Here is a 25,705-nt window from a genome sequence, read left to right as displayed (position 1 = left end):
GGTTGCGATTTTCCCCAGAGACGACAGATCAGAACCCGACGCTTGCCTGTACAAAGAAGGTGCGAGGCTCGCCCAGGTACAAGCCGGCATTGTTATCGCTGGAGCGCGTGTAATGCTGCTGGTCGAAGACGTTTTTCACGCCCACACCCAGCTTCAGGTTCGACAACTGCGCGCCGAAGTCATAACCGCTGCGCACGTTGACCGAGACATACCCTGGGATATCACCGTATTGACCATCCGCGGTGCCTTGGGTGATGTAGGTGGTTCCGGTGCCTGGCGCCCGTTGGCCGGACTGGGCATAGACATCCAGGTTGTGGGTCCAGTGGTTGACGTCGTAACGCAGGCCCAGGGTCGCCACTTGGCGGGAATACAGTGGCAGGTCGCGGCCCTTGAACGGCACATCACCTTCGGAGGTGGCCTTGGTGTAGGTGAAGCCCGCGTTGGCGGTCAGGCCGTCGAGGCGCGGGTCGAGGTTGGACAGGTCGTAATGGGCCGATGCTTCGATGCCGCTGTGCTTGGTGGCGCCGAGGTTGGTCCAGCCCACGTCATTGCTGACGTATTGCAGTTCATCCGAGAAGTCGATGTAGAACAGCGTCACTTCGCCGCCCCAGACGCTGTCGTTGTAGCGCGTACCGACCTCGTAGGTCTTGGCCTTTTCCGGGTTCAGGCCGTTGGCCGTCTGGTCGCCGGTACCGCCCTGGCCCAGTTGGAAATACTGCAGGCTGCCGAAGGAGGTTTCGTAGTTGGCGAACAGTTTCCAGGCGTCAGACACGTGGTACATCACGCTCAGCGCCGGCAGCGGTTCGTTGTTGTGGACCTCGCGGCGTTTTTCCTCGGTACGCTTGCCGTTCAGGGCCACGACTGGGCGGTCATGCCATTCGGTACGGATATCTTCAAAGCGAATGCCCGGGGTGATGGTCCATTTGCCAATATCGATTTTGTTATCGATATAGAAGGCGTTGGCTTCAGTGCCCCCCGTGCGGTCCTGATACACGTGACCGTCGCTCTGCCCGCCCGGCGTCGGTACGTTGTTGACCAGGTTCAGGCTGGTGGCCTCCTCGTGCATGCCTTCTTTGAGGTAGCGATAGCCCACGCTGACTTCCTGGGTACTGGGCCCCAGGTCAAACACATGGGACACACGCGGCTCGATGCCGAAGGTGTAGTAGGTGCGCGGGTAGGAACTGAGGGTCTTGAGGTCGCGATTGGCAATGTTGCTGCCACGGAAACTGTCGGAATAGTAAGTCAGCACTTCGGCCTGGGTGCGGTCGTCGATCTGGCGGATGTACTTGAAGGAGATGTCCTTGCGGCGCCCGCTGAAGTTGTCCCAGTCACGCACCGACTGGTACGGGTTGGCATCGAACTGCTTCTGGGTCAGGCCGCCGGGCATATCGGCGCTGGCATCGTAATAGTGGAAGTTCAGCGAGAAATCGTCTTGATCGGTCGGCGCCCAATGGGTCTTGAAGATCACGTCATCGATGTCGTTGCCGTTGTTGCTGTTGCGGTAACCGTTGCCATTGACCCCGGAGTACAGCAGCGCGGCACCGATACCGTTGTCGGCCGTGCCGCCGATAAAGGCGTTTTCCACATGCTTCCAGCCCCCGTGGGCAGACGTTTGCAGGGTGGTGCCGACGTCCCCGGAGAAGTCCTGCGGGATTGCACGGGTTACGAAGTTGATCACGCCGCCGACGTTCTGTGGCCCATAACGCACCGAACCCGCGCCACGGACAACGTCGATACTTTCCAGGTTACCGGCAGAAATCGGCGCCATCGACAGCTGTGGCTGGCCGTAGGGAGCGAACGCAGCCGGTACGCCGTCGATCAGCACGGTGGAGCGCGGCGACAGGCGTGACGTCAGCCCGCGCACACCGACGTTGAGGGAAATATCACTGCCGCCGGTGCCGTTGGATTCCTGCACTTGCACGCCAGGCACACGGCGCAGCACATCACCGACGTTCATCGCGCCCTGCTCTACCATGGCCTCGCGGCGAATAACCGTGCGCGCACCGGGGTGGTTCTGCACCACTTCGGCATCGGCGTCGGCAAGCCAGTCGCCCACCACTTTGATATCGGTGACCCCCAGTTCCAGCGGTGAGCCCGCTTCACCGGTGCCGCTGCGCACCGGACGCAAGGTCACGGAGCCGGCGTCAATCTGGTAGTCCAGGCCACTGCCTTGCAGTAATTGCCGCAGGGCTTGTTCGGGCGAGAGGTTGCCATCGACCGCGGGAGCTTGCTTGCCAGCCACCATATCGGGGCTGAAGAACACTTGCAGCGAGGTCTGCTGGCCCAATTGGCTCAAGGCTGCGCCGAGGGATTGGGCACGAATGTGGATGCCCTCGGCAGCCTGTGCGGTACTGATGGCAACGGCCAGGGCCAAGGGCGCCCAGCGGGAAATTTTATTGTTGTGAAGAGCAAGTTTTTTCACGTCGAACCTAGTCCTGTGATCGCAAGCATGCGCAGCCGTTAATGCAAACCAGTTGCAGTTGTACGAGAAGACGAAGAACTCGAAAAAAACCTGAACGTCAGCGTGAAATAATTTCCTGGCTACCGTCCGGCAAAGTGCGCAAGGCGACCGGCAGGATGTGGGGCAAGGCCTTGAGCAAAGCGTCGGTGTCGCTGGATTTGAAGACGCTGGTCAAGCGCAGGTTGCCCACCGCTGCCGTACTGACCCGCAGCGGTTGCTCGCGGTAGCGCGACACTTCCCGCGCCACGTCTACCAGGGTGGCGTTGTTGAACACTAGTTTACCGCTGCGCCACGCGGTCAGTTCTTCAGGGTTCACCGCGTAGGCCGCCGCCACTTGGCCTTGGGGATCGACATGGGTGCCACGCCCGGCGGTGAGCGTGACGATGTGATCGGATGCCCGGCCCTGCACCTTGACCGTGCCGGCTTCGACCGCCACGCGGGTCTGGTCCGCCTCCCGACGTACATCAAAGCGCGTGCCGGTGACGGTCACCTGCCCTGCCCCGGCTGCGACCACAAACGGGCGTTCGGCGTCATGTTGCACGCTGAACATCGCCTCGCCCTGCTTGAGCTCTACGCCCCGACGGCTCTTTTCGTAGCGAACCGCGACCACGCTGCGGCTGTTGAGGTCCATCACGGAACCGTCAGGCAAGGTCACCTGACGATGCTCGCCTAACCGAGTGCTGAATTCGGCATTGTAGGGCTTTGGCTGCCCCAGACCGCTGTACGCACCCAGGCCCACTGCAACGGCGACCACCCTGGCGGCCACGGCATAACGCAGAAGCGCACGCCGTCCAAGGCGCTCGGTTGGCGCATCGCCCAGCGCCTGCAAGCGGGCCTTGGGCAGCAAATCCGTCGCACTCCATAGCCCTTGCAGCACATCGATTTCGTACTGATGCGCGGGCTGCGACCTGCGCCAGGCATCGAAACGTTGACGTTCCTGGGCGCTCAATGGGCCGTCTTGCAGGCGTACAAACCACTGCGCGGCCTCATCACGGACACGGTTATCCATCGTGGAAGATCCTGTTTCAAAGCCGGTCATGGCGCGCTCGCATCCAGACGATCACGCAGATGCCGCAAGGTGCGGATCATATACTTTTCCACCATGTTTTTAGACAGCCCCAGGCGTGTGGCGATTTCCTGCTGGGTGAGCCCTTCGATCTTCTGCCAGATAAAAATCCTGCGACAGTTGAGCGGCAATTCGGCCAGCGCCCGCTCGATGGCGTCGGCCAATTGGATCGCGTGCATGTAATGTTCCGGGTCGCTACTGTGCGGCGTACTGTGATCAGCCACCTGCAGCGTCAACGTCTCGCGACGGTCTTCGCGGCGGTAGGCGTCCACCGCAATATTGCGCGCGGTTTGATGCAGGTAGGCGCGCGGTTGCGCCACCTCGCAGGCAGCGGACTCAAGCACACGCACGAAGGTGTCGTGCGCCAGGTCTTCGGCTTGCTGACGGTTTCTCAGGCGGCGTGTCCAGGTGCCGATCAACTCTTCGTAGTGCTCGAAAAAGCCTGTTCTGCGGGGCGGCTGAGGAATCATCGCGAGAGCACTGGGGAGGCGGGGCGTGAATAGTAATGCTTCCTATTAAGTGGGGCAATTGCTGCTCATCGCCCACCCGCTATTTGTTTGAAATGACCTCACTCATGTATTGATGCAAATCGCGAAAGTCTTTAACACTCCAGGCATGTGGCGCGATCTTTACGCCATTGTCTTGCAGCGTCTTGGGGATCAGGTTGCCATTGGGGCGAAGAATGACCGAGGAGACAATAACGCCAGGATATTCATGGAGTCGTTTCTTGAAGGCGGCGGTTGTCAGGTCGGGGGTTGGCGGATTGCTTTTTTTAGCCAATGGCCCCGTGCCTTTGATATCGGACCCATGGCATACAGCACAGCGCTGTAGATACAGCGTTTTACCATTGCTGTTATCGGCAAGGCACAGGGCTGTTTGAGTCAGTGATAAAACGGCCAAGACGCCGCTGACTAACAGTTTGATCAATCTGGTATCGGCCCGCGCCTGCATTCCATCGCTTCCTGTATTGCCCTTTGTTTTCAGCATCATACGATAAAGTCGCGCTTTTACCCGCGCTGGGCGTAAACGCGAGGGGGTGAACTTCCGCTCCCCGCCGCCAGTCAGCAAGAAGGACTCTCATAAAACGGTGGGTGGGCGATGCAGATTTCCTTGCAGCAACAAGTGGCCCTGGTCACCGGGGCCAGTTCCGGCATTGGCGCGGGCGCGGCCAAAGCCCTGGCCGCAGCGGGCGCCGCGGTGGTGCTTAACTACAACTCCCAGGCGGCACCGGCTGAGGCTCTCGCCGCGCAGATCAATGCCAACGGCGGCCGAGCGCTTGCGATTGGCGGCGATGTGTCCAAGGAGGCCGATGTCGAACGCCTGTTCGCCCAAACCCTCGACGCCTTCGGCCATCTGGATATTCTGGTGGCCAACTCCGGCCTGCAAAAAGATGCCAATCTGGTCGACATGACCCTTGAGGATTGGAACACGGTGATTGGCGTCAACCTCACCGGGCAGTTCCTGTGCGCGCGGGCGGCGGTGCGTATCTTCAATCGCCAGGGCGTTCGCGAAGGTGTGTCACGGGCCGCCGGCAAAATCATCCATATGAGTTCGGTGCATCAAATCATCCCCTGGGCCGGGCATGTGAATTACGCCGCGTCCAAGGGCGGCGTGGAGATGCTGATGCGCACCCTCGCCCAGGAAGTCAGCGAACAGCGCATCCGTATCAATGGCATTGCGCCAGGGGCGATTCGCACGGCGATCAACCGCGCGGCCACCGAAGGCGCGGCAGAACAAGAGCTGCTTAAATTGATTCCCTATGGTCGTGTCGGTGACGTCGAAGACGTGGCCAACGCCGTGGTGTGGCTGGCCAGCGATGCCTCTGATTATGTGGTTGGCAGCACCTTGTTCATCGATGGCGGTATGAGCCTCTACCCGGAGTTCCGTGGCAATGGTTGATTTCAAGAACGAACCTCAAAGTGCCATTGATGCCCACGGGATCATTGGCGACATGCGCAGCGCGGCACTGGTGAACGACCGCGGCAGCATCGACTTCTTCTGCTGGCCGGAATTTGACAGCCCGTCGGTGTTTTGCGCATTGCTCGACACGCCCGAGGCCGGCACATTTCAGCTTACCCCGGACCTGCCCAACGCCCGCCGCGAGCAGATCTACCTGCCCGACACCAACGTGCTGCAGACCCGCTGGCTGAGCGATGAAGCGGTGGTGGAGATCACCGACCTGCTGACCGTCAGCGAAAACGTCGATGAACTGCCTTTGCTGATCAGGCGGGTACGGGTGGTCAGTGGCAAGGCGACTATCCACTTAAGCTGCGCCGTGCGCCACGACTATGCCCGGGCCGCTACCGAGGCGAAGGCCGAGGCTGCCAGTGTCGTGTTCACCGCCAACGGCCAACCCGGCCTGCGCCTGACCGGCAGCCAGCCGCTGACCCTCCAAGACAACACCGCCATCGCCACCTTTACCCTCGCCCAGGATGAAGGCGCCGAATTTGTCCTCGGTGGCCAGGAGGATGCGCGCGTCACCAACGACTGTACTGACCTCTACCTGGAGCGCACCTTGAAGTTCTGGCGCGGTTGGATCAGCCAGTCCAACTACCGCGGGCGCTGGCGCGAGATGGTCAACCGCTCGGCACTGGCGCTGAAACTGCTGACCTCGCGCAAACACGGCGCCATCATCGCCGCGGCCACGTTCGGGCTGCCGGAAACGCCCGGCGGCGAACGCAACTGGGACTACCGCTATACCTGGATCCGCGATGCGTCGTTCACCGTCTATGCGTTCATGCGCCTGGGTTTCGTCGAGGAAGCCAACGCCTATATGCGCTGGCTCAGGGGTCGGGTCAGCGACTGCTGCGGCCAGCCGACCAAGATCAACATCCTGTACGGCATCGACGGTCGCCAGGAACTGCCGGAAACCACCCTCGACCACTTGAGCGGCCACGGCGGCGCCCAACCGGTACGGGTGGGCAATGAGGCGTTCGATCAGATCCAGCTGGATATCTATGGCGAACTGATGGACGCGGTCTATCTGGTGAACAAGTACGGCGAAGCCATCTCCCACCAAGGCTGGAAACACACGGTGGAAGTGGTCGACCAAGTGTGTGAGATCTGGAACCGCAAAGACGTAGGCATCTGGGAAATGCGCGGTGAGCAGCACCACTTCCTGCATTCACGCCTGATGTGCTGGGTGGCCCTGGACCGTGCCATTCGCCTGGCCTCCAAACGTTCGCTGCCGGCCCCGTTCGCACGCTGGGACCAGACGCGCCAGGCGATCTACGCCGACATCTGGAGCAACTTCTGGAACGAAGAACGCGGGCATTTCGTCCAGCATATCGGCAGTACGGCGCTGGACGGCTCGATGCTGTTGATGCCGCTGGTGCGCTTCGTTGCAGCCACCGACCCGCGCTGGCTGGCGACGCTGGAAGCGATCCAGAAAAGCCTGGTGCGCGACGGCATGGTCTACCGCTACCGCAATGACGACAGCCAGATCGATGGGCTGCAAGGCGTCGAAGGCGCGTTTGCCGCCTGCTCGTTCTGGTACGTCGAATGCCTCGCGCGCGCCGGGCAAGTCGAAAAAGCCCATTTGGAGTTCGAGCAGTTGCTGCGTTACGCCAACCCGCTGGGGTTGTACGCCGAAGAGTTCGACAGCCAGGCCCGGCACTTGGGTAACACGCCCCAGGCCTTGAGCCACTTGGCATTGATCAGTGCGGCAACGTTCCTGGACCGCAAACTCAGCGGGGAGAAAACCGTATGGCAACCGTGACGTCCCCTGCGCCGCTGCTGTATGTGCGCACAACCCTGCTTGATGTGGCTTACGAAACCCACGGCCCCATCGATGGCGAACCGGTGATCCTGTTGCATGGCTTCCCTTACGACCCACGGGGCTACGACGACATCGCGCCGGTGCTGGCTGAACGTGGTTATCGGGTATTGGTCCCGTATTTACGCGGTTATGGCCCGACGCGATTTATCAACACGCAAGTGATGCGCTCCGGCCAACAGGCGGCGCTGGCCAAGGATTTGCTCGACTTCATGGATGCATTGTCGATCCCGCAAGCCACCCTCGCCGGCTTTGACTGGGGTGGGCGCGCCGCCTGTATTGTCGCGGCGCTATGGCCACAGCGGGTGCGCGGGCTGGTGACCGGCGATGGCTACAACATCCAGGCCATCAGCCAGTCGCTCAAACCCCGGCCGCCTGAGACAGAGCACCGGCTCTGGTATCAGTACTACTTTCACACCCAGCGCGGGGTCGACGGCTTGACGGCCAACCGGCGTGAACTCTGCCAATTGCTCTGGACGCTGTGGTCACCGTCCTGGGCCGAAGGGCCAAGCCGCTACGCCCTGACCGCGCCGTCGTTTGATAACCCGGATTTTGTCGAGGTGGTGATTCATTCCTATCGCCATCGCTTTATGTATGCGCCGGGTGATCCCGCGCTGGAATACATCGAGCAGGCGCTGGTGCCCCAACCGGCGATATCGGTACCGAGCATTTCGTTGTGTGGGGCCGATGACGGTGTGGGCCCGCCGCCGCTTGTGGATGACGATGTGGAGCACTTCAGCGGCTTTTATCGCCGGCAGGTGTTGCCCGGCGTGGGTCATAATGTTTTCCAGGAAGCGCCGCAGGTCACGCTTGAAGCACTGCTGGAACTACTGGAGCGGTGAAAAACGCTCTCGATAAGCCTGGGGCGTCACTGACAAGGCCCGCAGAAAGCTGCGGCGCAAAGTCTCTTCACAGCCAAAACCGCATTGCATGGCGATACGTTTGATGGAGGTCGTGCTGTCTGCCAGTTGCCGGCGTGCGTTTTCGACGCGAATCAGTTCCACGGCCCGCGCCGGTGTTTGGCCAGTCTCGGTGCGGTAATGGCGTACAAAGCTGCGCTCGCTCATGCCAGCCTGGGCTGCCAGGGTGGCGATGCTCAAATCCAGCGTCAGGTTATCGGCGATCCAGGCATGCAGCTCGGCAAAACGGCTGTCGCTTTTTTGCAGAGATAACGTCACGCTGAATTGCGACTGACCGCCAGGGCGCTTGAGGAACACCACCAAGTGGCGCGCCACCTCCAGGGCAATCGCACGCCCCAGGTCATCCTCTACCAGGGCCAGGCACAGGTCGATCCCGGCGGTCACGCCAGCAGACGTCCACACCGCGCCCTGCTGGATGAAAATCGGATTGGCCTCCACCGTGAGTGCAGGGAACTTGCGCGCCAGTTCTTCACAGCGCGTCCAGTGCGTGGCCACGCGGCAACCATCAAGCAGACCACTGGCGGCCAGCAGAAAAGCCCCGGTGCAGACCGAGGCCATGCGCCGGGTGTGCAGGGATTTATCACGCACCCATTGCACCAGCGTCGGGTCCTCGGCAACACCGTACACACCCCAGCCACCGGCGATCACCAGCGTGTCGCAGGGCTGGTCAATGGCGGGCAGCAGCTCGGCCAGCAGCGCCAGGCCGGCCGACGTCATTACCGGCCCAGCCTGAGTAGCAATGACGTTGACCGCGTAGGGCAATGGCAAACCACGTTGGCGCGCGAGATCGTTAGCCGATGCGAACACTTGTAGAGGCCCGGTGACATCGAGCACCTGGGCATTCTCAAACGCGAGTACATGAATAATTTTTGGCATGATTGGCGAGATTAGTGGGCTCAATGGCGTATTCGCCAAAGCCTAGGCTTCTACAGTGAGGACGTCCATTCCTTTTCGGAGCTTGAACCATGACCTTGCAGATCGGTTTTCTATTGTTCCCCGGCATCCAGCAACTGGACCTTACCGGCCCCTATGATGTCCTCGGTTCGCTGCCAGACGTGAAACTGCACCTGGTGTGGAAAGACCTCGCGCCGATCACCTCCAGCACGGGCTTGGTGTTCACGCCGACCATCACTTATGCCGACTGCCCGAACCTGGATGTGCTCTGCGTACCCGGCGGCGCCGGTGTGGGCCCTTTGATGGAAGACCCGCAAACCCTGGATTTTCTCAAGGCCCAGGCACAGACAGTGCGCTACATGACCTCGGTGTGCACCGGTTCATTGGTATTGGGCGCGGCAGGGTTACTGCGCGGTCGCAAGGCCACCACCCATTGGGCCTACCACCACCTGCTCGCCCCGCTCGGTGCTATTCCCGTACAGGAACGTGTGGTGCGTGACGGCAACCTGTTTACCGGCGGCGGGATCACCGCCGGCATCGACTTTGCCCTGACTCTGGCCGCGGAGTTGTACAGCGAAGCGGCGGCGCAACTGGTACAACTGCAGATCGAATACGCGCCGGCCCCACCGTTTGACTCAGGCCGCCCGGAGACGGCGCCCCGGCATGTGCTGGAGGAAGCCAACAAGCGCACGGTGGAGTCACGCAGAGTGCGCGGGGAGATTGTTGCGCGGGCAGCTGCGCGGCTGGGGTGAATGTTTATTCGTGGCGAGGGAGCTTGCTCCCGCTGGGGCGCGAAGCGGCCCCGTTCTTGGTTCGAGAAGAATGGGACTGCTACGCAGTCCGGCGGGACGGTTCGACGCCTCGACAAGCTCCCTCGCCACAGTACAGCGCTGCTTCTTAACTGACGGGCATCGCCGTTACTGCGCTCGCGTCTCGCCGCCTCCCTCTACTACCCGATCAACCAGCAACTGAACGCCCTCCACCATTCGGCAAATCCCCAGCACTACACTGCGCTGCGAACCTTCAACCTCAAAGGCCAGGTGCGCCGCAATGGCATTGATGGAGTCCAGATCCTGAGAGGCATTGACCAGCAGGGTTTCGGTGTCGAGGTTGGGATGGAGGGTGAAGAGCAGGTTTGAATCTGAAGGAGGATTGGGGCTGTCTTTGATCATGATGTAGTTCCTGAGAGTAATGGACTACCACCGAGTTTTTCTCACGAACTGAAGGTGGCAGCTGTACGCGGAGTGAGAAAACCAAGACCCCAGGAGCTTGGCCACGCCGAAGCGTGCCCGCGCACAGCCGCCATAACAGCGAGCCGAAAAGCGCGTGCACTGTATACGGTGAGCGCTTTTGCGCCAATGGAGTAGTTCGGATTTCTCACGTCCGGTCGCTGAATTGGCAGCGACTGGGCAAGACTAGTGATGACCATTCTTAGCAGCAACCTTAAAGGGTTGTGGGAAAAAACCGGCTTCAGCGCCTGGACGCAAGGTGAGTCCTAGGCTGCTGTACGAAACTTCTTGCGATTCTTTCGGTGCTAAACGGCCTGTCCGGTTGTAGCCGACTGTAACCACGATGCGAAGCGAGCCGCTCTTGATCTTGATCTTGATCTGCTTTTGATCTTAGGCGCCCCGTTAAACCACGCTGGCCGGAATTCGACAGGGATTTGGGGGGTAAACCGGCAGGGATGCCGGTTTAGCCGCCCCGCGCCATGGATGGCGCGTGGCGGCGGCCCCCCAAATCACTGGCGGATTACGGGCACACCGAGCCTAAGCGAGGTGCCGAGTGGTGGGGCAAGAGCGCTTTGCTTACTTTCGCGCTTTTCGAAAGTGAGCCGCCGTCAGGGCGGAACCCTAAGTAGCCGTTACCGCAGGAATGGATATGCTCTCGGTATAACTGCGTCGCCTGTTAGGCCGCCTTCGCGAGCAAGCCCGCTCCCACAGTTTGATTGCGGGGTGCCAAGTAGATAGGCGTCGGCTGGCATGCCGTCATCGCAGGCAAGCCAGCTCCCACAGTTGGATTGCGGGGTGTCTGGTAGATGAGCATTGGCTGTCGGGCCGTTGCGGAAGCAAGCTCCCCCGCCACAAAGAAACTTGCTTGGCTTCCCGCCTGTCATTCAGGCAGGACGCGACATCACCGCCAAGCGCACGGCCAACGCCGTCAGCACCGCTGCCAAGCCCCACTTCTGCAGCCAGGCGCTTTTGGTGCGCTTGGCGAAGAAGCGGCTGAGCGCCCCGCCAAACAGGCCCAATAGCATGTGAAACACGCTCGCGATCAACGTCAGCACGCCGCCCAGCACCATCAGTTGCAAGGCGATGGGCCCCGCCTCGGGCCGCACAAACTGTGGCAGGAACACCATGAAAAACAACAACGCCTTGGGGTTGAGCAAACTGTTGAGCATGGCCTGCAGAAACACTCGGCCCAACGCCACGCGGCCGACGTGAGCGGTGTCCAGGCCGGGGCGTTTTTGCAAGGTTTTGAAGGCCAGCCACAGCAGGTAAATCACGCCCGCATAACGGATCAGGTCGAACGCTGGCGGCCAACTGGCGACCAACGCCGTCACCCCCATGGCGGTCAACGCTGTCAGCAACAGGTCGGCCACGCCAATGCCCAGGGCCGAAGCAACGCCGCCGCGCCAGCCATGGGTGACGCCCTGACTGATGACAAATGCCATGTTCGGCCCCGGTGACAGCAACAACAGCAACACAGCGCCGGAAAAAACACCAAGTGTGACGAGGCTGATCATGGTCGAACCGTCCGCTGGGAAAAAATCCAGATTAATCGGCGCTGGCAGGCGCTACAAAAAATTGTGCTGGATACATTGCTCACGCAGCGAACCGAGTGATTGCTGAATGCCACAACCAACGTCTAGAATGCGAAACATTATCAATTAAGCCTGCTGCGCCAGGATGACCATGTCGAGCAATCACCCACTGGACCTTGCTGCCATCGGCCAGCTTTACCAAGCCCACCATTCCTGGCTGCGGGGCTGGTTGAGCCGGCGCACGGGTTGCCATGAGCGCGCCGCCGACCTCGCGCAGGACACCTTCGTGCGCCTGCTCAACGCGCGTCAGCAACAGACCTTGCAGCAGCCGCGCGCGTACCTGAGCAGCATCGCGCGCAGCTTGATGATCGACCAATACCGGCGCCGCGAACTGGAACGCGCCTACCTGGAAAGCCTGGCGCACTTTGCGCAAATGGAGGTGCCGAGCGAGGAAACACGGCTGCTGATCCTCGACAGCCTGGAGCGCATCGACCGTTTGCTCGACCAGCTCAAGCCACGGGTGCGCGAGGCGTTTCTGTTGGCCCAATTGGACGGCCTGACCTGTCCACAGATCGCCCTGCGCCTGGGCGTGTCCAAGGCCACAGTGGAGCGCGACCTGTCCAAGGCGCTGCACGCCTGTTACCGGTTGCGCTATGCCGACTCCTGACTCGCGCCTGGTCGACCAGGCCATCCAGTGGATGATCAAGCTGCGCTACAACACCGCCGACGACGCCAGCACCGCGGCCTTTGAGCAGTGGCTGCAGACCAGCGAGGCGCATCAGCAGGCCTGGCAACGGGTCGCCACCCTGAATGACGATTTCAACCACTTGCCAGCGCATGTCAGTCGCCATGCACTCGACGGCGCACGCCGGCACATCAGCCGTCGTGAAGGCCTGAAAATGCTCGGGCTGTTTGCCGGCGCCGCAGGTTTAGCCTGGCTGGGCCGCGACTACACGCCCCTGCCCGCCTTGATGGCGGACTACCGCACCGCCACTGGCGAGCGGCGCTGGGTAGCATTGGAGGATGGCAGCAAAGTCCAGCTCAACAGCGCCAGCGCCGTCGACATTACCTCCAGCGCCGAACAACGGCTGGTGAACCTGCGCCAGGGTGAAATATTGATCAATACCGGCGTCGACCGCCGTCCGCTATGGGTGCATACCCGCGACGGTTACCTACGCGCCCTGGGCACACGCTTGCTGGTGCGCGAAGAACCCCAAGGCACCCTGCTGGCCGTGCAGCAGGGTGCGGTGGCGGTGTTTGCCGACCGCCATGACGGCACGGCACGCCAAGTGATCAAGCCTGGCGAACAGGTAGTGTTCAACCGTAGCGGTATCCGCCCGTCCCCCAACAACGGCCTGGACCCTTGGGCCTGGAGTGACGGGGTGATCAGCGCCCACAACATGCGTCTGGAGGACTTCCTGGCCGAGCTGGGCCGCTATCGCAATGGGTTGCTGCGTTGCAGCGAAGCCGTGGCGGGGCTGCGGGTGTCGGGTACTTACCAACTGGACGACACCGACCAGGTGCTCAAGTTGGTGGCGCAATCGCTGGCAATCGATGTGACCTACCGTAGCCGTTACTGGGTGACCGTCTCCGCTCGCGTGTGACCTTGCAAAATAAATGAGGTGAATTCTCATTGCCATTCGACCTGTAAGGAGAGGCCGATCAACAGGCCCGTGTTGTCCACTTCCTTCAGGAGCATCCCGCGGTCATGCAAGCGTTCCCCTCCAAACGTTCACCCCTCAGACACGCCCTCAATGCCACCCTCCTTGGCGCGTGCGTGGCGGCCAGCGCCTTGCCGTATACCGCAAGTGCCCAGGAGCCCGGCAGCGAGCGCCAGGCCCGCGCCTGGAATATTGCGCCTGGGCCGCTGGCGGGCGCCCTTGATCAGTTTGCGCGGCAGGCCGGTATCAGCCTGTCGTATGACGCTGGCAGCGTGGCAGGCAAAAGCAGCCCGGGGCTGAGCGGCACCCTGGCCCCACAACAGGCCCTGAACCGGTTACTTCAGGGCCAGGGTTTGCAGGCGCAAAGCCAGGGCCAGAACGCTTGGTTACTGCTACCCCAGCAGCAAGCCGGCTCGACGCTGAACCTGGGCGCCACCACCATCACCGGTGATCGTTTGGGCGCCACCACCGAAGGCACCGGCTCCTACACCACCGGAGCCGTGACCATCGGCAAGGGCGAACACAGCCTGCGACGCACGCCGCAATCGGTGAGTGTGATGACCCGCAAGCTGATGGATGACCAGAACATCACCACCATCGACCAATTGCTGGAGCGCACCCCAGGCATCACCAGCTACGAATCACCCATGGGCGGCAAGTATTTTTACTCCCGGGGCTTCAAGATGCTCGGCCAATACCAATTCGACGGCGTGCCACTGGATATCGGCAAGGACTACGTACAGGCCGACAGTTTCAGCGCGAACATGGCGATCTATGATCGGGTGGAAGTCCTCAAGGGCGCTGCTGGCATGCTCAAGGGCGCCGGCACCGCCAGTGGTGCGGTGAACTTCGTACGCAAACGGCCCCAGGACAAGCCCACCACCAGCCTTGGCCTCTCGGCGGGCACCTGGGATAACTATCACACCGAATTCGACACCGGCGGCCCATTGAACGACAGCGGCACGGTGCGTGGCCGCGCGGCGGTTAGCCAACAGAATCGTGGCTCGTACATGGACCTTGCCAAGCGTCAGGACCAGGCGTTTTACGCGGCCCTGGACATGGATGTCAGCCCTGATACCACCCTGGGCTTCGGGGCCAGCTATGAGGATGTCGACTCCACGCCGTGCTGGAGCGGCCTGCCGCGTTATCGCGACGGCAAAAGCCTCGGCCTGAGCCGCTCCACCTGCCTGGGCCAGGCCTGGAACGATTGGCAAAGCCAGCGCACCACGCTGTTCGCCGATCTGACCCATCACTTCAACGACGACTGGAAGCTCAAAGTCAGCGCCGTGCATAGCCGCAACCTGCAAGACATCAAATACGCCGCCAGCGAAAGCACCGTGGACTATGGTAACCCGGCCCCCACGCTCACCAGCTATGCAGCCTTGCTGGACTACGATCACAAAGACTACGGCCTGGACGCCTACATCGATGGTCAATTCGAAGCCGTTGGCCTGCAACATGAGTTGATCCTCGGCGCCAATGGCAGCCGTGGCACCCAGGACGATGTCTATGCGATCCGCAACCTGCCCCAGCGCCAAAGCGTCTTCAACCCCAACCACCACTTCCCGGAACCTGCCGACGACACCTTCTGGCCCAACATGTACCGTGGCGGCACGGTCAAGGAAACCGCCACTCAATACGGTGCCTACGCCACCTTGCGCCTGCGTCTGGCCGAACCTTTGATGCTGGTTTTGGGCAGTCGCGTCAGTTGGTATGAAAACCGCCGTGAGTCCCTGAACCTGGCCTGGGGCGAGTGGACAGACCAGGATGCACGCACCAAGGAAACCGGGGTGGTCACGCCGTTCGCCGCGCTGATCTACGACCTCAATGACAACCTTTCGGTGTACACCAGCTACGCCGATATCTTCCAGCCACAAAGCTCCTACGCTACGGTCAGCGGTTCGGCCCTCAAGCCGAAAATGGGTGAGAACTATGAGTTGGGCATCAAGGGCGAATGGTTTGACGGGCGCCTGAACAGCTCCCTGGCGCTGTTTCGCGCCGTCGAAAAAAACGCCGCCCAAACCGATTTCGAGACCCGCTGCGGCAGCTCCTCCGACGGCTACTGCTACACCGACACGGGCAAAGTTCGCGCCCAAGGGGTCGAGGCCGAGCTGAGCGGCGAATTGATCGAGCGCCTGCAAGTGTTTGGCGGCTATACCTACACGCAAACCAAGAACCTGAAGAACATCGACAGCGCAGCCGAAGGCGCGGTGTCCAACACTTACGTGCCACGGCATATGCTGCGCTTGTGGGGCGACTACCAGTTGGACGGTGCGCTGTCGAAATGGACAGTCGGCGCAGGGGTCAACGCCCAAAGCAGCAACTACCGGCTGCAAACCATCAAACTGGAACAGGCCGGGTATGCGTTGTGGAATGCACGCCTGGCGTATCAGGTGGATGACACCTGGACCGTGGCGCTCAATGGCAACAACCTGTTCGATAAAAATTACTACCAGACCGTGGGCACCTCAGGCTGGGGTAATCTCTATGGAGAGCCGCGCAACCTGACCCTGAGCCTCAAAGGCAACTTCTAGGCACTGCCCCTCCTGTAGGAGCGAGCATGCTCGCTCCTACAACTTCCCCTTCCTGCCATCGTCAGAAAGCTTTTTTTCGCTGCCAGGCAAATCCCTACGTTTGTTCCTACACTCCAAAAAGCCAGCATCAATTCTCGATTTTTCTGAAAGCGCCCCCTCTTATGTCAATTAATCGTCATATCATGGAGGCCTTACGAGAGCCATTGACGGCAAAGGCCAAAAAGCCAAAACATTGACACGGACCCTCAAGAGAGCCACTATTTAGCCATCACTCCGTAAATTCCTGCGTCTGAACAGGCATTACGTATTACCCAGCAACAGCAGTTGTTCGATTTGCACCACTTGTAAAGCAAAGCTGCCTTATGGATGAGCAAACGAATAGGAACGTTCTGGTGGTGTATTGAGGATCTGATTTATGCGCGGTAAATCGTCGGTCGATAGCCTGTTTCTGACTCGTCCCGGTTTCGTTGAGTTTTTTGTCGTTTTCGTGAAACTGATCCACGGCCTTACGGCTGTGGTGCCGGCCATTATTCTGTTGTTCTACCCGGACCCCGTCGCCGAGCACATGCGCAACCACTACCTGGGCCTGCTGGTGTTTTTTGCGCTCCTGACCATCATTCTGTTCCAGGCTCTGGGGGTGTACTCCGAGGATCTGTTCAGCAACCGCCTGCGTTTTCGCGTGATGCTGGTGGCCTGGGTCTCGGCGTTTTGCATCCTGCTGTTCATGTACCAGATCCTGCTGCTCTTCCCACAGTTGAGCCCACGCAACCTGGCGGCCTGGTTTTCCATGAGCCTGGTGCTGTTTGGCGTGGAGCGGATATTGATGCTGCGCCTGTACCGCCATCTGATGGATAACGGCAAATTCCTCCAGCGCACCGTGATCCTGGGCTTTACCGACACGGCCGTGCATGTGGCTGAACACCTGTCGCGCAACAGTGACATCCGCTCCGGCCTGATCGGTTTTATCGACGACCGTACCGAGCGCATTCCCAAGGAATTGAGCCGCCTGCCGTTGCTGGGCAATACCCGCGACCTGGAAAAGCTGATCCGCTCCGAACAGGTCAACCAGGTGATGATCACCCTGCCCTGGGCTGCCGAGCAGCGCATCAATGGGTTGGTCAAGCGCCTGCGGCAGATGTCGGTGAACGTCATGCTGGTGCCGGATATGGCCGCCCTGCGCTACGGCCATAACCGCATCACCGATGTGGGCGGCATCCTGATGTTCAACACCTCGCAGTTGCCACTGCGGGGCTGGTCGCCCTTTATCAAACGTTGTGAAGACCTGCTGCTGGCCAGCATCGGCCTGCTGCTGCTGTCGCCGGTGATGCTGGTGACCGCCATCGCGATCAAACTCGATTCCAAGGGCCCGGTGCTGTTTCGCCAGAAGCGCTTTGGCTACAACGACAACCTGATCCGGGTATTCAAGTTCCGCTCAATGTACGTCGAACAGACCGACCTCAACGCCGAAAACCAGACCACGCGCCAGGACCCGCGCATTACCCGGGTCGGCAGGATCATCCGCAAGACCAGCATCGATGAGCTGCCCCAGCTGTTCAACGTACTGCTGGGCAATATGTCGATGGTCGGCCCGCGCCCCCACGCCACGGCCACCAAGGCGGCCGGGATTCCTTTCGAGCAAGCGGTCAGCGAATACAGCTCGCGCCATCGGGTCAAGCCTGGCATCACCGGCTGGGCGCAGATCAATGGTTACCGCGGCGAGACCGACACGCTGTTCAAGATTCAGAAACGGGTCGAATACGACCTGGAATACATCGCCAAATGGTCCGTGTGGCTGGACCTCTACATCGTTTTCATGACGGTCCCGGCCGTTCTTTCCACCAAGGAAGTCTATTGATGAACCCACTTAACGGATTGATCCCGTGCATCATCTCCGGTGGTTCGGGTACGCGGCTGTGGCCGGTTTCGCGGCAGAACATGCCCAAGCCGTTCATGCGCATGCGCGACGACCAGAGCCTGTTGCAGAAGACCTTCCTGCGGGCCAGTCACTTGCCGGGCGTCGACAGCATCCTGACCGTGACCAACCGCGACCTGCTGTTTCGCACCCTGGACGACTACCGCGCGGTGAACACCCAGCGCCTGGGCCTCGACCTGCTGCTGGAGCCGTTTGGCCGCAACACCGCCGCCGCCATCGCCGTGGCTGCGTTGCATGTGCAGGAGCATTTCGGCGCAGACGCGCAGTTGCTGGTGATGCCGGCCGATCATCTGGTCCTCGATGAAGACGCCTTTGCCCAGGCGGTGGAAAAAGCCCGCGCATTGGCCGAGGCCGGTTACCTGGTGACCTTTGGCATCCAGCCTGACCGAGCAGAAACCGGCTTTGGCTATATCGAACAAGGGCCGGCACTGGGCGCTGGGTTTCGGGTGCAGCGCTTTGTCGAAAAGCCCGACCAAGCCACCGCCCAAGGCTACCTGGACGGCGGCAAGCACCTGTGGAATGCCGGCATGTTCTGCTTCAAGGCAGCCACCCTGCTGGAAGAATTGGCCAGCCACGCCCCGGCGGTTCTGGAGGCGGCCAAGGCGGCACTGGAGCACAGCCAGAGCCTGCAAAACAGCAGCAGTCGCCAGCGCGAACTGAGCCCTGAAGGTTTCGGCACCGCGCCGGATATCTCCATTGATGTGGCGCTGATGGAAAAATCCGCCCAGGTCGCGGTCGTGCCCTGCGACATTGGCTGGAGCGATATCGGCTCCTGGGAAGCCCTGCGCCAACTCACGCCCAGTGATGACAATGGCAACCAGATCAATGGCGAGGCGATCCTGCACGACGTACATAACTGCTACATCGATTCGCCCAAGCGGGTACTCGGTGCGGTGGGCGTGCGCGACCTGATCATCGTCGACACCCCGGACGCCCTGCTGATCGCCGACGCCCATCGCAGCCAGGACGTGCGGCATATCGTTGCCGAACTCAAGCGCCAGAATCACCCGGCGTTCAGCCTGCACCGCACTGTCACCCGGCCTTGGGGCACCTACACGGTGCTGGAGGAAAGCACGCGGTTCAAAATCAAGCGCATCGTGGTCAAGCCCAAAGGCTCGCTGTCTCTGCAAATGCACCATCACCGCAGCGAGCATTGGGTAGTGGTCAGCGGCGCAGCGATGATCACCAATGGCGAACGCGAGATCCTGCTCAACATGAACGAGTCCACCTACATTCCCGCCGGGCACAAGCACCGCCTGACCAACCCCGGCATCATCGACCTGGTGATGATCGAGGTACAGAGCGGTGAGTACCTGGGTGAAGACGACATCGTGCGTTATGACGACATCTACGGCCGCGCGCCAGTTGAAGTGAAGCCCTGATGCGTACGTCATTGATCATCCCCACCCGCAACGCGGCCAGTCACCTGGACCGCCTGTTGCCAGCGCTGCGCATGCAGACGTTGCAACCGGACGAGATGCTGGTGGTCGACAGCGCATCGAGCGATGACACCGTGGCGCGCTTTCGCGAGTTTGGCGCACGTGTGGAGGTGATTGATGCCCGCGACTTCAACCACGGCGGCACCCGGCGCTGGGCCAGTGAACAGGTGGGCGGCGACGCCTTGATCGTGATGACCCAGGACGCGATTCCCGCCACCGCCGAGACCTTCGCCAACCTGATCAGCGAGCTGCAACTGGAGCCGCTCAATGGCGTGGCCTATGGACGGCAGCTGCCGCACCCCGGCGCCGGCGTGCTCGGCGCGCAGTCGCGGCACTTCAATTACCCGGCGGCCAGCCGCACCAAGCGCCTGGACGATGCAGCGCAACTGGGCATCAAGACCTGCTTCAGCTCTGACTCGTTTTCGGTGTACCGGCGCAGCGCCCTGAGCGCGGTGGGCGGTTTCCCCCAGGATGTGATTGGCAGTGAAGACGCCTATGTGGCCGCGCGCATGCTGCTGGCCGGTTACCAGGTGCGCTATGCCGCGAGCGCGCAGGTGTATCACTCCCACGATTACCGCTTGCTGGAAGAGTTTCGCCGCTACTTCGATATCGGTGTGTTCTACGGCCGCGAACCGTGGATTCGCCAGGCGTTTGGCGACGCCGGCGGCGAAGGCAAACGTTATGTGCTGGCCGAACTGCACGCATTGCGCGAGGCCAACGCGCTGTATCGCGCCCCCGAAGTGGTGGTGCGCAGTGCCTTTAAATTGCTGGGCTATCGCCTCGGCCACCTTGAACGCCACCTGCCCAACGCGCTTAAACGGCGCCTGGGCATGTTTTCCACCTACTGGACTTGAGCCGTCATGAAGACTATCAACCGACGTTTCCGTCTTACCCTGCTCGGCCTTTTGAGCACCTCAATCTGGCTGGCCGGTTGTTCGACCCCCGCGCGGGTGCCGCTTCCTGACAACACTACGCTCAAGGCCGGCCATCAAGCGGCGCTGACCCTGGCCGACCTGCCACCGCCGCAGGTGCTGATCCAGAGCGGCGACTCGCTGCGTATCGTGCGTGATGCCCAGGAGCCGGCGGCGGCCGATGACATGACGATATTCGTGGTGCGCCCCGACGGCGTGATCTCGGTACCCAACATTGGCCGGGTCAAGGCGGCCTTGCGCACGCCCGAAGACCTGGGCAAGGAGATCACCGAGAAGTACAAGCGCATCTACCGCGAACCTGCGGTGACGGTGAACATCGCCAGCGCACCGAGCAACAAGGTGTTTATCGGCGGCGCGGTGTCCAACCCGGCGTTTTTCGACCTGGCCGGCAACGTCAGCGTCGAGCAGGCGCTGCTCAGCTCCGGTGGTGTATTGCCCTCGGCGGATGCCTCCAACGTGGCCTTGCTGCGTACCGGGCCCGACGGCAAGTACAGGACGTACTTCATCAGCCTGGAAAGCATGCTGACCAACCCCAATCACCCGCGGGTGGCGTTGCAGCGCGGCGATTTGATCTTTGTGCCGCAGTCGGGCATCGGCGCGACGGTGGAGGCCGTGGACATGTACTTCACCAAGCTGTTTCCGATCAACAAAGGGATTGGCATTGGCTTGAATTACGACCTGAACAAGAGCGACGTGAAAAACAGCGGCAACACCATCTACAACAACCCAACCATCAACGCAGGCCAAGGATTATGAAGCGGGCTTCGTATCACTCGAACCAAGCGTTCCCGCCTTTCGTAACCCCCATATGCAATGGAGTGATCCTGTGATCGAAATCCGCTCTCTTCGCGACCTGCTGCGGCTGTTTTTCATCTACCGCCGCGAATTCAAACTGGCCGTGATCACCACGATCGTCGTTGCCGTGCTGGGTGCCTTCCTGTTGCCGGCTCGCTACGAGTCGGACGCGCGCTTGCTGGTCAAGCCGGGCCGGGACAACACCACGTTGCCGATCGAAGCCGCCAACCGTCAGACGCTGATTGCCCCGAGCACCCAGCACGACCCGATTGTCGACGAAGAAAAAATGCTCACCGGCCGGCCCATCGTGCATATCGTCGCCGAGCGCTATATGGCGATGACCGCCGAACCGCCGCAAGGCTTCTGGAAGGTCACCAAGTTCTACATCAAAAAGGGCGTGGGCGAAGTCATCAATGGCATTCGTAGTGTGCTGCAGTTCGTCGGCCTTGCCGAGAAACAAAGCCCGCTGGAACGCCTGGCGACCTCACTGGAGAAGAACTTCACCGCCGGTCACGAGCCGGGTTCTTCGGTGATCGAGATTTCCTTCACCTGGGACGATCCGGCGGTGGCGCAAAAAATCGTCGAGGAATGGGTCAATGCCTACCTTGAAGAGCGTGCACGAATTCTCGGGCGCAAGAGCCTGCACACCTTCTATGAAACCGAACGCGCCAAGGTGGCAGAGAACATCCAGAGTCTGAAAGATCAGTTGCAAGGCCGCTTGAAGCAGATCGACTCGATCAGTGTCGATGCACGCCTGAAGAACCTGACCAACCAGATCGACCGCGTCACCGATGCCAAGGTCAGCGCACAGAACCAGATATCGGGGATTCGCAGCCTCCTGGCCAACGCCAGCCAGCAGATCAAGAGCCAGCCGGCAGACGTGGTCACGATGCGCGAAACCAGCCTCAACCCCACCCAGCTCGACCTCAAGCGCCAGCTCAATGCGCTGCAAGTGGAGCGGGCTCGGCTGCTGCGCACTTACCTGCCGGGCACGCCGCAGGTCAATCAGATCGAGCAGAACATCCGCGACATGGAAGCCCTCAGCGCCCAGGAAGCTACACGCCTGGAACGCTCGCAGAACACCGCGCCCAACAGCCTGGTGATCAACGTTAAACAGCAAATGATCGACGCCCAGTTGCAAGAGCGCAAACTGGCCGGGGAAATCGAGAACTACGACAAGACCCTTGCCGAACTGCGCGCCCAGCGTGACCAGGCGATGACCGATGAACCGCAACTCAACACCCTGAGCCAACAACTGCGCACGGCCGAAAAGAGCTATGCGTTGTACTCGGACAATCTTGAACAGGCGCGAATCGACCACGAACTGGACAATAGCCAGATCAGTAACATTGCCCTGATCGAACACGCCACCCTTAACCCGGCCCGCGTGTTTCCCAAGAGCCTGCTGATGCTGTTGTTCGCCATTCCCGCCGGCGTGGCCGTGGGCTTGCTGACCATCTATGTGCTGTACCTGCTGGACCAGCGCATCCACGATGGCACGCGCTTGCAGGAGATGTTCCATGTGCCGCTGTGGAGCAGCATTCCCGATGTGCAAGACGCAACGCCGGCAGCCGTCACCGCCAGCCTCTACCGCTTGTACAGCCTGCTGCCCCTGGATCGCATTGCCGCCGAAGGTTTTGCCCTGGGCCTAACCTCGGCGCGCCATGGCGAGGGTGTGACCTTTATCGCCTCGCAACTCAAGCGTCTGCTGGAGGAACGTGGTCACCGCGTCTCGGTCGATGGGGCGAGCGCGCCAACGCCGGGTGAGGTGTTGCTGCTGGACGCCTCGGCGCTGTCCTCCAACCCGCAGGCCTTCCTGACGCTGCGCCGCGCTGACCAGATCGTACTGGTGATCGAGGCCCGCACCAGCACCGTACCGACGATCGAAAATGCCGTGTCGTTGCTGACCACCGCGTTCGGCAAAGTCGACGGCATGATCCTCAACCGCCGTCGCTTCGAAGTGCCGGCCAAGGTGCTGGCACGACTCAACAGCTGGCGCGGGGCGGCCTGATGCGTATCGCACTGCTGGCGCCGCTGCCACCGGAGCAGACCGGGATCGCCGATTACGCCGCGCATCTGCGCCATGCGTTGATCGAACAGGGGCTGGAGGTGGTGACCCCGCTCGCCGGCTGCCTGGAATTGCCTGAACAGTTGAAGCGCCTGCAGGCCTTCGACTGGCGCGGCGTGGACCTGGTGCATGCCGAACTGGGGGGTGGGCGCTTCGGTGAGTTCCAGGCGCTGGAGTACCTGCGCCGGGCGCAACCGCACCTGCCGTTGACCGCCACGGTGCATGACCCGGAGCGCCTGATCTGGCGCCGAGCCAAGCTGTTTTTCCCCTTGACCCTGCTTGAACGCCTGCCCCACCCGCTGCCCCATGCGGCAGCGCTGCTGGCCGACCCGTTGACCTTGCACGAGGAACGGCGCCTGGCCAAAGGCATGCGCCGGCTGATCACCCTCACCCGCCTGGGCGGCGACTGCCTGCGCCAGCGCATGGGCCTGCGCCCGCAACAGGTGGCGGTGATTGCCCATGGCAACCTGCCCATCGTGCCCCAGGCGTTGCCGCCATTGGCGCCACTGCGCCTGTTGTATTTCGGTTTTATCTACCGTGGCAAGGGCATTGAAGACCTGCTCCAGGCCCTGGCCCAGTCACTGGCCGCCCACCCGCAATGCCGAAGCCAGGTACGCCTGACCCTGGCCGGTGGCACCGCGCCGGAAATGACCTTTGACCCCGCCGGCAACTACCTTGATGGCCTGCGCGAGCAGATCAGCGCCCTGCATCTTGAGGATGTGGTGGACTGGCAACTGGACCTGCCATCGGCGCAGATCCCTTCTACGATCCAGGCGCACCACGTGATGGTGCTGCCCTATCGCGAATCGAAAAAACTCAGTTTCCTAGGGCAAATGCGCGGCACCAGTGGCGCGCTGTCGTGGGCCAATGCATGCGGGCGCGGGGTGATCACCTCCAACGCCCGCGCCTTTGCCGAAGAGGTGGCTGGCGGTAATGGCATCACCTATCAGCAGGGCGATACAGCGTCCTTGAGCAACGCCTTGAGCCGATTGATCCTCGACCCGCAACAGGCGCAGCAATGGGCCGCCCGGGCTGGAGAAATCGGCCACCAACGCCAGTGGGCCAACACGGCCCAGCGGTTTGCTGAATTATTTCGGGATGCTTGTGAGGAGCCGTTGCGATGAACCTGTCATCCGTTCGCCCACTGTGGCGCTACTTGCCGCTGGCGCTGTCAATCGCCGTCGGTAGCGCCCTGCTGTTGAGTGAAAAAGTCGATGCGCAGCCGGTGAACCTGGCCCCGGAGCGCACCGTCGTCTGGAAGGACTTTCTCGGCGTAAACGCACACTTTCTGTGGTTCACACCCGAGCAGTACCACAAGCAGATCAAGCAGTATAAAAAGCTTGGATTGCAATGGGTGCGGGTCGACCTGCACTGGGATCGCCTGGAGCCCAAAGAAGACGGTTATCAGCTCAACACCTTCGATGAACTGGACCGCACCCTGACCGCTGAAAAAATCCGCTCGGTGTTTTACCTGGTGGGCTCGGCGCCCTTTATCACCACCGCCCCCAAGGGTGCGCAGTTCCAGGATCAGTACCGACCGCGGGATCCGGAAGTGTACGCGCTGCGCCTGGCACTTCTGGCCAAACGCTACCCCACTATTGATGCCTGGCAGGTGTGGAACGAGCAGAACCTGCCGAACAACTGGCGCCCCAAAGTCGACGCCAAGGAGTACGGGCAATTGTTATTGGCCAGTCACCAGGCCCTGAACCTTGCCGCGCCCGGCAAACTGCAGGTCATGGGCGGCATGGCGTACTACAGCCAAATGCCGCCGCGTGGCAAAACCCTGATGTTCGAAGCACTCGGCGCGCTGGGTGTGCAAAACCTGGGCATGGTCGCGGCCTATCACCCTTATTCGATGACCCCGGAAACCGATGAGCCGGGCAAGAACGAAGTGCTGCTGCGCGGTGATCAACTCAACTCAATGCTGCACGGCGCCGGGATCAAGAACGTATGGGCCACCGAGTGGGGCTGGTCCAGCTACGCCGGCCCCAAGGAGATGCAGGACCTGATCGGTATCGACGGGCAGGCCGACTACACCTTGCGCCGCCTGGCGTTGATGGCGTCCCAGGACTACCAGAAGATTTTCCTGTTCGCGCTGTCCGACCTCGACCAACGCGCCTCGCCACGCGACCAGCATTACGGCCTGTTGAACCTTGATGGCGAACCCAAGCCGGTATACACCGCCCTCGCCCGCTTCCTGGAGATTACCGGCCCCACGCTTGAACCCGGCAACACGCCGCAGTTGCAGGATGTACCGGACAGCTTCTACAGCGTGGCCTGGACCCGCCCTGACGGAAAACACCTGCTGATGTATTGGAGCGCCAAAGGCAGCAGCATCAGCCTGCCCGGCATCAAACACGCAGAACTGCTGGACCCGCTGACCGGCGCCCGGCAAACCCTGAGCGACGACAACGGTATTCGCCCAGCGGTGAAGCCAAGTTTGCAGATACTGGTGTGGTAGCCCCG

The 25,705-nt window shown here is 61.3% G+C and carries 21 protein-coding genes; 14 read left to right on the top strand and 7 right to left on the bottom strand.

Annotation, left to right across the window (positions count from 1 at the left end; genetic code table 11):
* Nucleotides 1-28: 28 nt before the first annotated feature.
* The 4 genes from GH769_RS06165 to GH769_RS06150 form a co-directional block, all read right to left on the bottom strand.
* Nucleotides 29-2,422, bottom strand: a complete 2,394-nt coding sequence (locus tag GH769_RS06165; RefSeq protein WP_020301885.1) for a TonB-dependent receptor — start codon at nt 2,420-2,422, stop codon at nt 29-31.
* A 97-nt stretch (nt 2,423-2,519) separates the two neighbouring features.
* A complete protein-coding gene (locus tag GH769_RS06160) occupies nt 2,520-3,470 on the bottom strand; it encodes a FecR family protein (RefSeq protein WP_032903772.1) in 951 nt (316 codons plus the stop codon).
* Between the two features lie 26 nt (nt 3,471-3,496).
* A complete protein-coding gene (locus GH769_RS06155; RefSeq protein ID WP_032903771.1) occupies nt 3,497-3,997 on the bottom strand; it encodes a sigma-70 family RNA polymerase sigma factor in 501 nt (166 codons plus the stop codon).
* Nucleotides 3,998-4,076: 79 nt separating this feature from the next.
* Complete coding sequence (locus GH769_RS06150) at nt 4,077-4,478, bottom strand: c-type cytochrome (RefSeq protein ID WP_020301884.1); 402 nt, start codon at nt 4,476-4,478, stop codon at nt 4,077-4,079.
* A gap of 147 nt (nt 4,479-4,625) precedes the next feature.
* Between GH769_RS06150 and GH769_RS06145 the strand changes: the two genes are divergently transcribed.
* From GH769_RS06145 to GH769_RS06135, 3 genes are read left to right on the top strand one after another with little or no spacing between them, the layout of a single operon-like run.
* The gene (locus GH769_RS06145) at nt 4,626-5,426 is read left to right on the top strand and encodes a glucose 1-dehydrogenase (protein WP_020301883.1); all 801 of its coding nucleotides are present in this window, start codon (nt 4,626-4,628) and stop codon (nt 5,424-5,426) included.
* A complete protein-coding gene (locus tag GH769_RS06140; RefSeq protein ID WP_014717849.1) occupies nt 5,419-7,245 on the top strand; it encodes a glycoside hydrolase family 15 protein in 1,827 nt (608 codons plus the stop codon). Before GH769_RS06145 ends, GH769_RS06140 begins: the two co-directional genes overlap by 8 nt.
* Nucleotides 7,233-8,144, top strand: a complete 912-nt coding sequence (locus GH769_RS06135) for an alpha/beta fold hydrolase (protein ID WP_014717848.1) — start codon at nt 7,233-7,235, stop codon at nt 8,142-8,144. The genes GH769_RS06140 and GH769_RS06135 overlap by 13 nt, the downstream gene beginning before the upstream one ends.
* On the opposite strand, the gene GH769_RS06130 is transcribed toward GH769_RS06135, so the two are convergent.
* Nucleotides 8,130-9,098, bottom strand: coding sequence for a GlxA family transcriptional regulator (locus GH769_RS06130; RefSeq protein ID WP_032903770.1), 969 nt, complete (start codon nt 9,096-9,098; stop codon nt 8,130-8,132). The two genes, GH769_RS06135 and GH769_RS06130, sit on opposite strands and share 15 nt — an antisense overlap.
* Before the next feature lie 89 nt (nt 9,099-9,187).
* On the opposite strand from GH769_RS06130, the gene inhA reads away from it, so the two are divergent.
* Nucleotides 9,188-9,868, top strand: coding sequence for an isonitrile hydratase (gene inhA / locus GH769_RS06125; RefSeq protein ID WP_019818712.1), 681 nt, complete (start codon nt 9,188-9,190; stop codon nt 9,866-9,868).
* Nucleotides 9,869-10,033: 165 nt separating this feature from the next.
* On the opposite strand, the gene GH769_RS06120 is transcribed toward inhA, so the two are convergent.
* Nucleotides 10,034-10,288: a DUF6124 family protein gene (locus tag GH769_RS06120; RefSeq protein ID WP_019818714.1), complete on the bottom strand. Its 255-nt coding sequence runs from the start codon at nt 10,286-10,288 to the stop codon at nt 10,034-10,036.
* Between the two features lie 941 nt (nt 10,289-11,229).
* The gene (locus GH769_RS06115) at nt 11,230-11,859 is read right to left on the bottom strand and encodes a LysE family translocator (protein WP_014717845.1); all 630 of its coding nucleotides are present in this window, start codon (nt 11,857-11,859) and stop codon (nt 11,230-11,232) included.
* Between the two features lie 169 nt (nt 11,860-12,028).
* Here GH769_RS06115 and GH769_RS06110 point away from each other — a divergent pair, with 169 nt between their 5' ends.
* The 10 genes from GH769_RS06110 (at nt 12,029) to GH769_RS06065 (ending at nt 25,700) form a co-directional block, all read left to right on the top strand.
* Nucleotides 12,029-12,544 (top strand): sigma-70 family RNA polymerase sigma factor, encoded by a 516-nt coding sequence (locus GH769_RS06110; protein WP_014717844.1) that lies wholly within the window; start codon nt 12,029-12,031, stop codon nt 12,542-12,544.
* The gene (locus GH769_RS06105) at nt 12,531-13,481 is read left to right on the top strand and encodes a FecR domain-containing protein (RefSeq protein ID WP_014717843.1); all 951 of its coding nucleotides are present in this window, start codon (nt 12,531-12,533) and stop codon (nt 13,479-13,481) included. The genes GH769_RS06110 and GH769_RS06105 overlap by 14 nt, the downstream gene beginning before the upstream one ends.
* Nucleotides 13,482-13,585: 104 nt before the next feature.
* A complete protein-coding gene (locus tag GH769_RS06100) occupies nt 13,586-16,072 on the top strand; it encodes a TonB-dependent siderophore receptor (protein ID WP_153649496.1) in 2,487 nt (828 codons plus the stop codon).
* A gap of 415 nt (nt 16,073-16,487) precedes the next feature.
* Entirely contained in the window at nt 16,488-17,927 is a 1,440-nt protein-coding gene (locus GH769_RS06095; RefSeq protein WP_014717841.1) for an undecaprenyl-phosphate glucose phosphotransferase, read from the top strand.
* Nucleotides 17,927-19,387 carry a mannose-1-phosphate guanylyltransferase/mannose-6-phosphate isomerase gene (locus GH769_RS06090; RefSeq protein ID WP_032903768.1) on the top strand — a complete coding sequence of 487 codons (1,461 nt, stop codon included), beginning with the start codon at nt 17,927-17,929 and terminating at the stop codon, nt 19,385-19,387. Before GH769_RS06095 ends, GH769_RS06090 begins: the two co-directional genes overlap by 1 nt.
* On the top strand, nt 19,387-20,298 hold the full coding sequence (locus GH769_RS06085) for a glycosyltransferase family 2 protein (protein WP_032903767.1): 912 nt from the start codon (nt 19,387-19,389) through the stop codon (nt 20,296-20,298). The genes GH769_RS06090 and GH769_RS06085 overlap by 1 nt, the downstream gene beginning before the upstream one ends.
* Before the next feature lie 6 nt (nt 20,299-20,304).
* Nucleotides 20,305-21,132, top strand: a complete 828-nt coding sequence (locus tag GH769_RS06080; protein WP_032903766.1) for a polysaccharide biosynthesis/export family protein — start codon at nt 20,305-20,307, stop codon at nt 21,130-21,132.
* Nucleotides 21,133-21,202: 70 nt separating this feature from the next.
* Complete coding sequence (locus GH769_RS06075) at nt 21,203-23,182, top strand: exopolysaccharide transport family protein (protein ID WP_020302539.1); 1,980 nt, start codon at nt 21,203-21,205, stop codon at nt 23,180-23,182.
* Entirely contained in the window at nt 23,182-24,363 is a 1,182-nt protein-coding gene (locus tag GH769_RS06070) for a glycosyltransferase (protein WP_032903764.1), read from the top strand. Before GH769_RS06075 ends, GH769_RS06070 begins: the two co-directional genes overlap by 1 nt.
* A complete protein-coding gene (locus GH769_RS06065; RefSeq protein WP_032903762.1) occupies nt 24,360-25,700 on the top strand; it encodes a beta-xylosidase in 1,341 nt (446 codons plus the stop codon). The genes GH769_RS06070 and GH769_RS06065 overlap by 4 nt, the downstream gene beginning before the upstream one ends.
* The last annotated feature ends 5 nt before the right edge of the window (nt 25,701-25,705 follow it).

Source organism: Pseudomonas sp. CFSAN084952 (assembly GCF_009648855.1).
Taxonomy (GTDB): domain Bacteria; phylum Pseudomonadota; class Gammaproteobacteria; order Pseudomonadales; family Pseudomonadaceae; genus Aquipseudomonas; species Aquipseudomonas paracarnis.
Note: the sequence above shows the minus strand (reverse complement) of the source record. Positions and strands in the feature narration are given on the sequence as shown.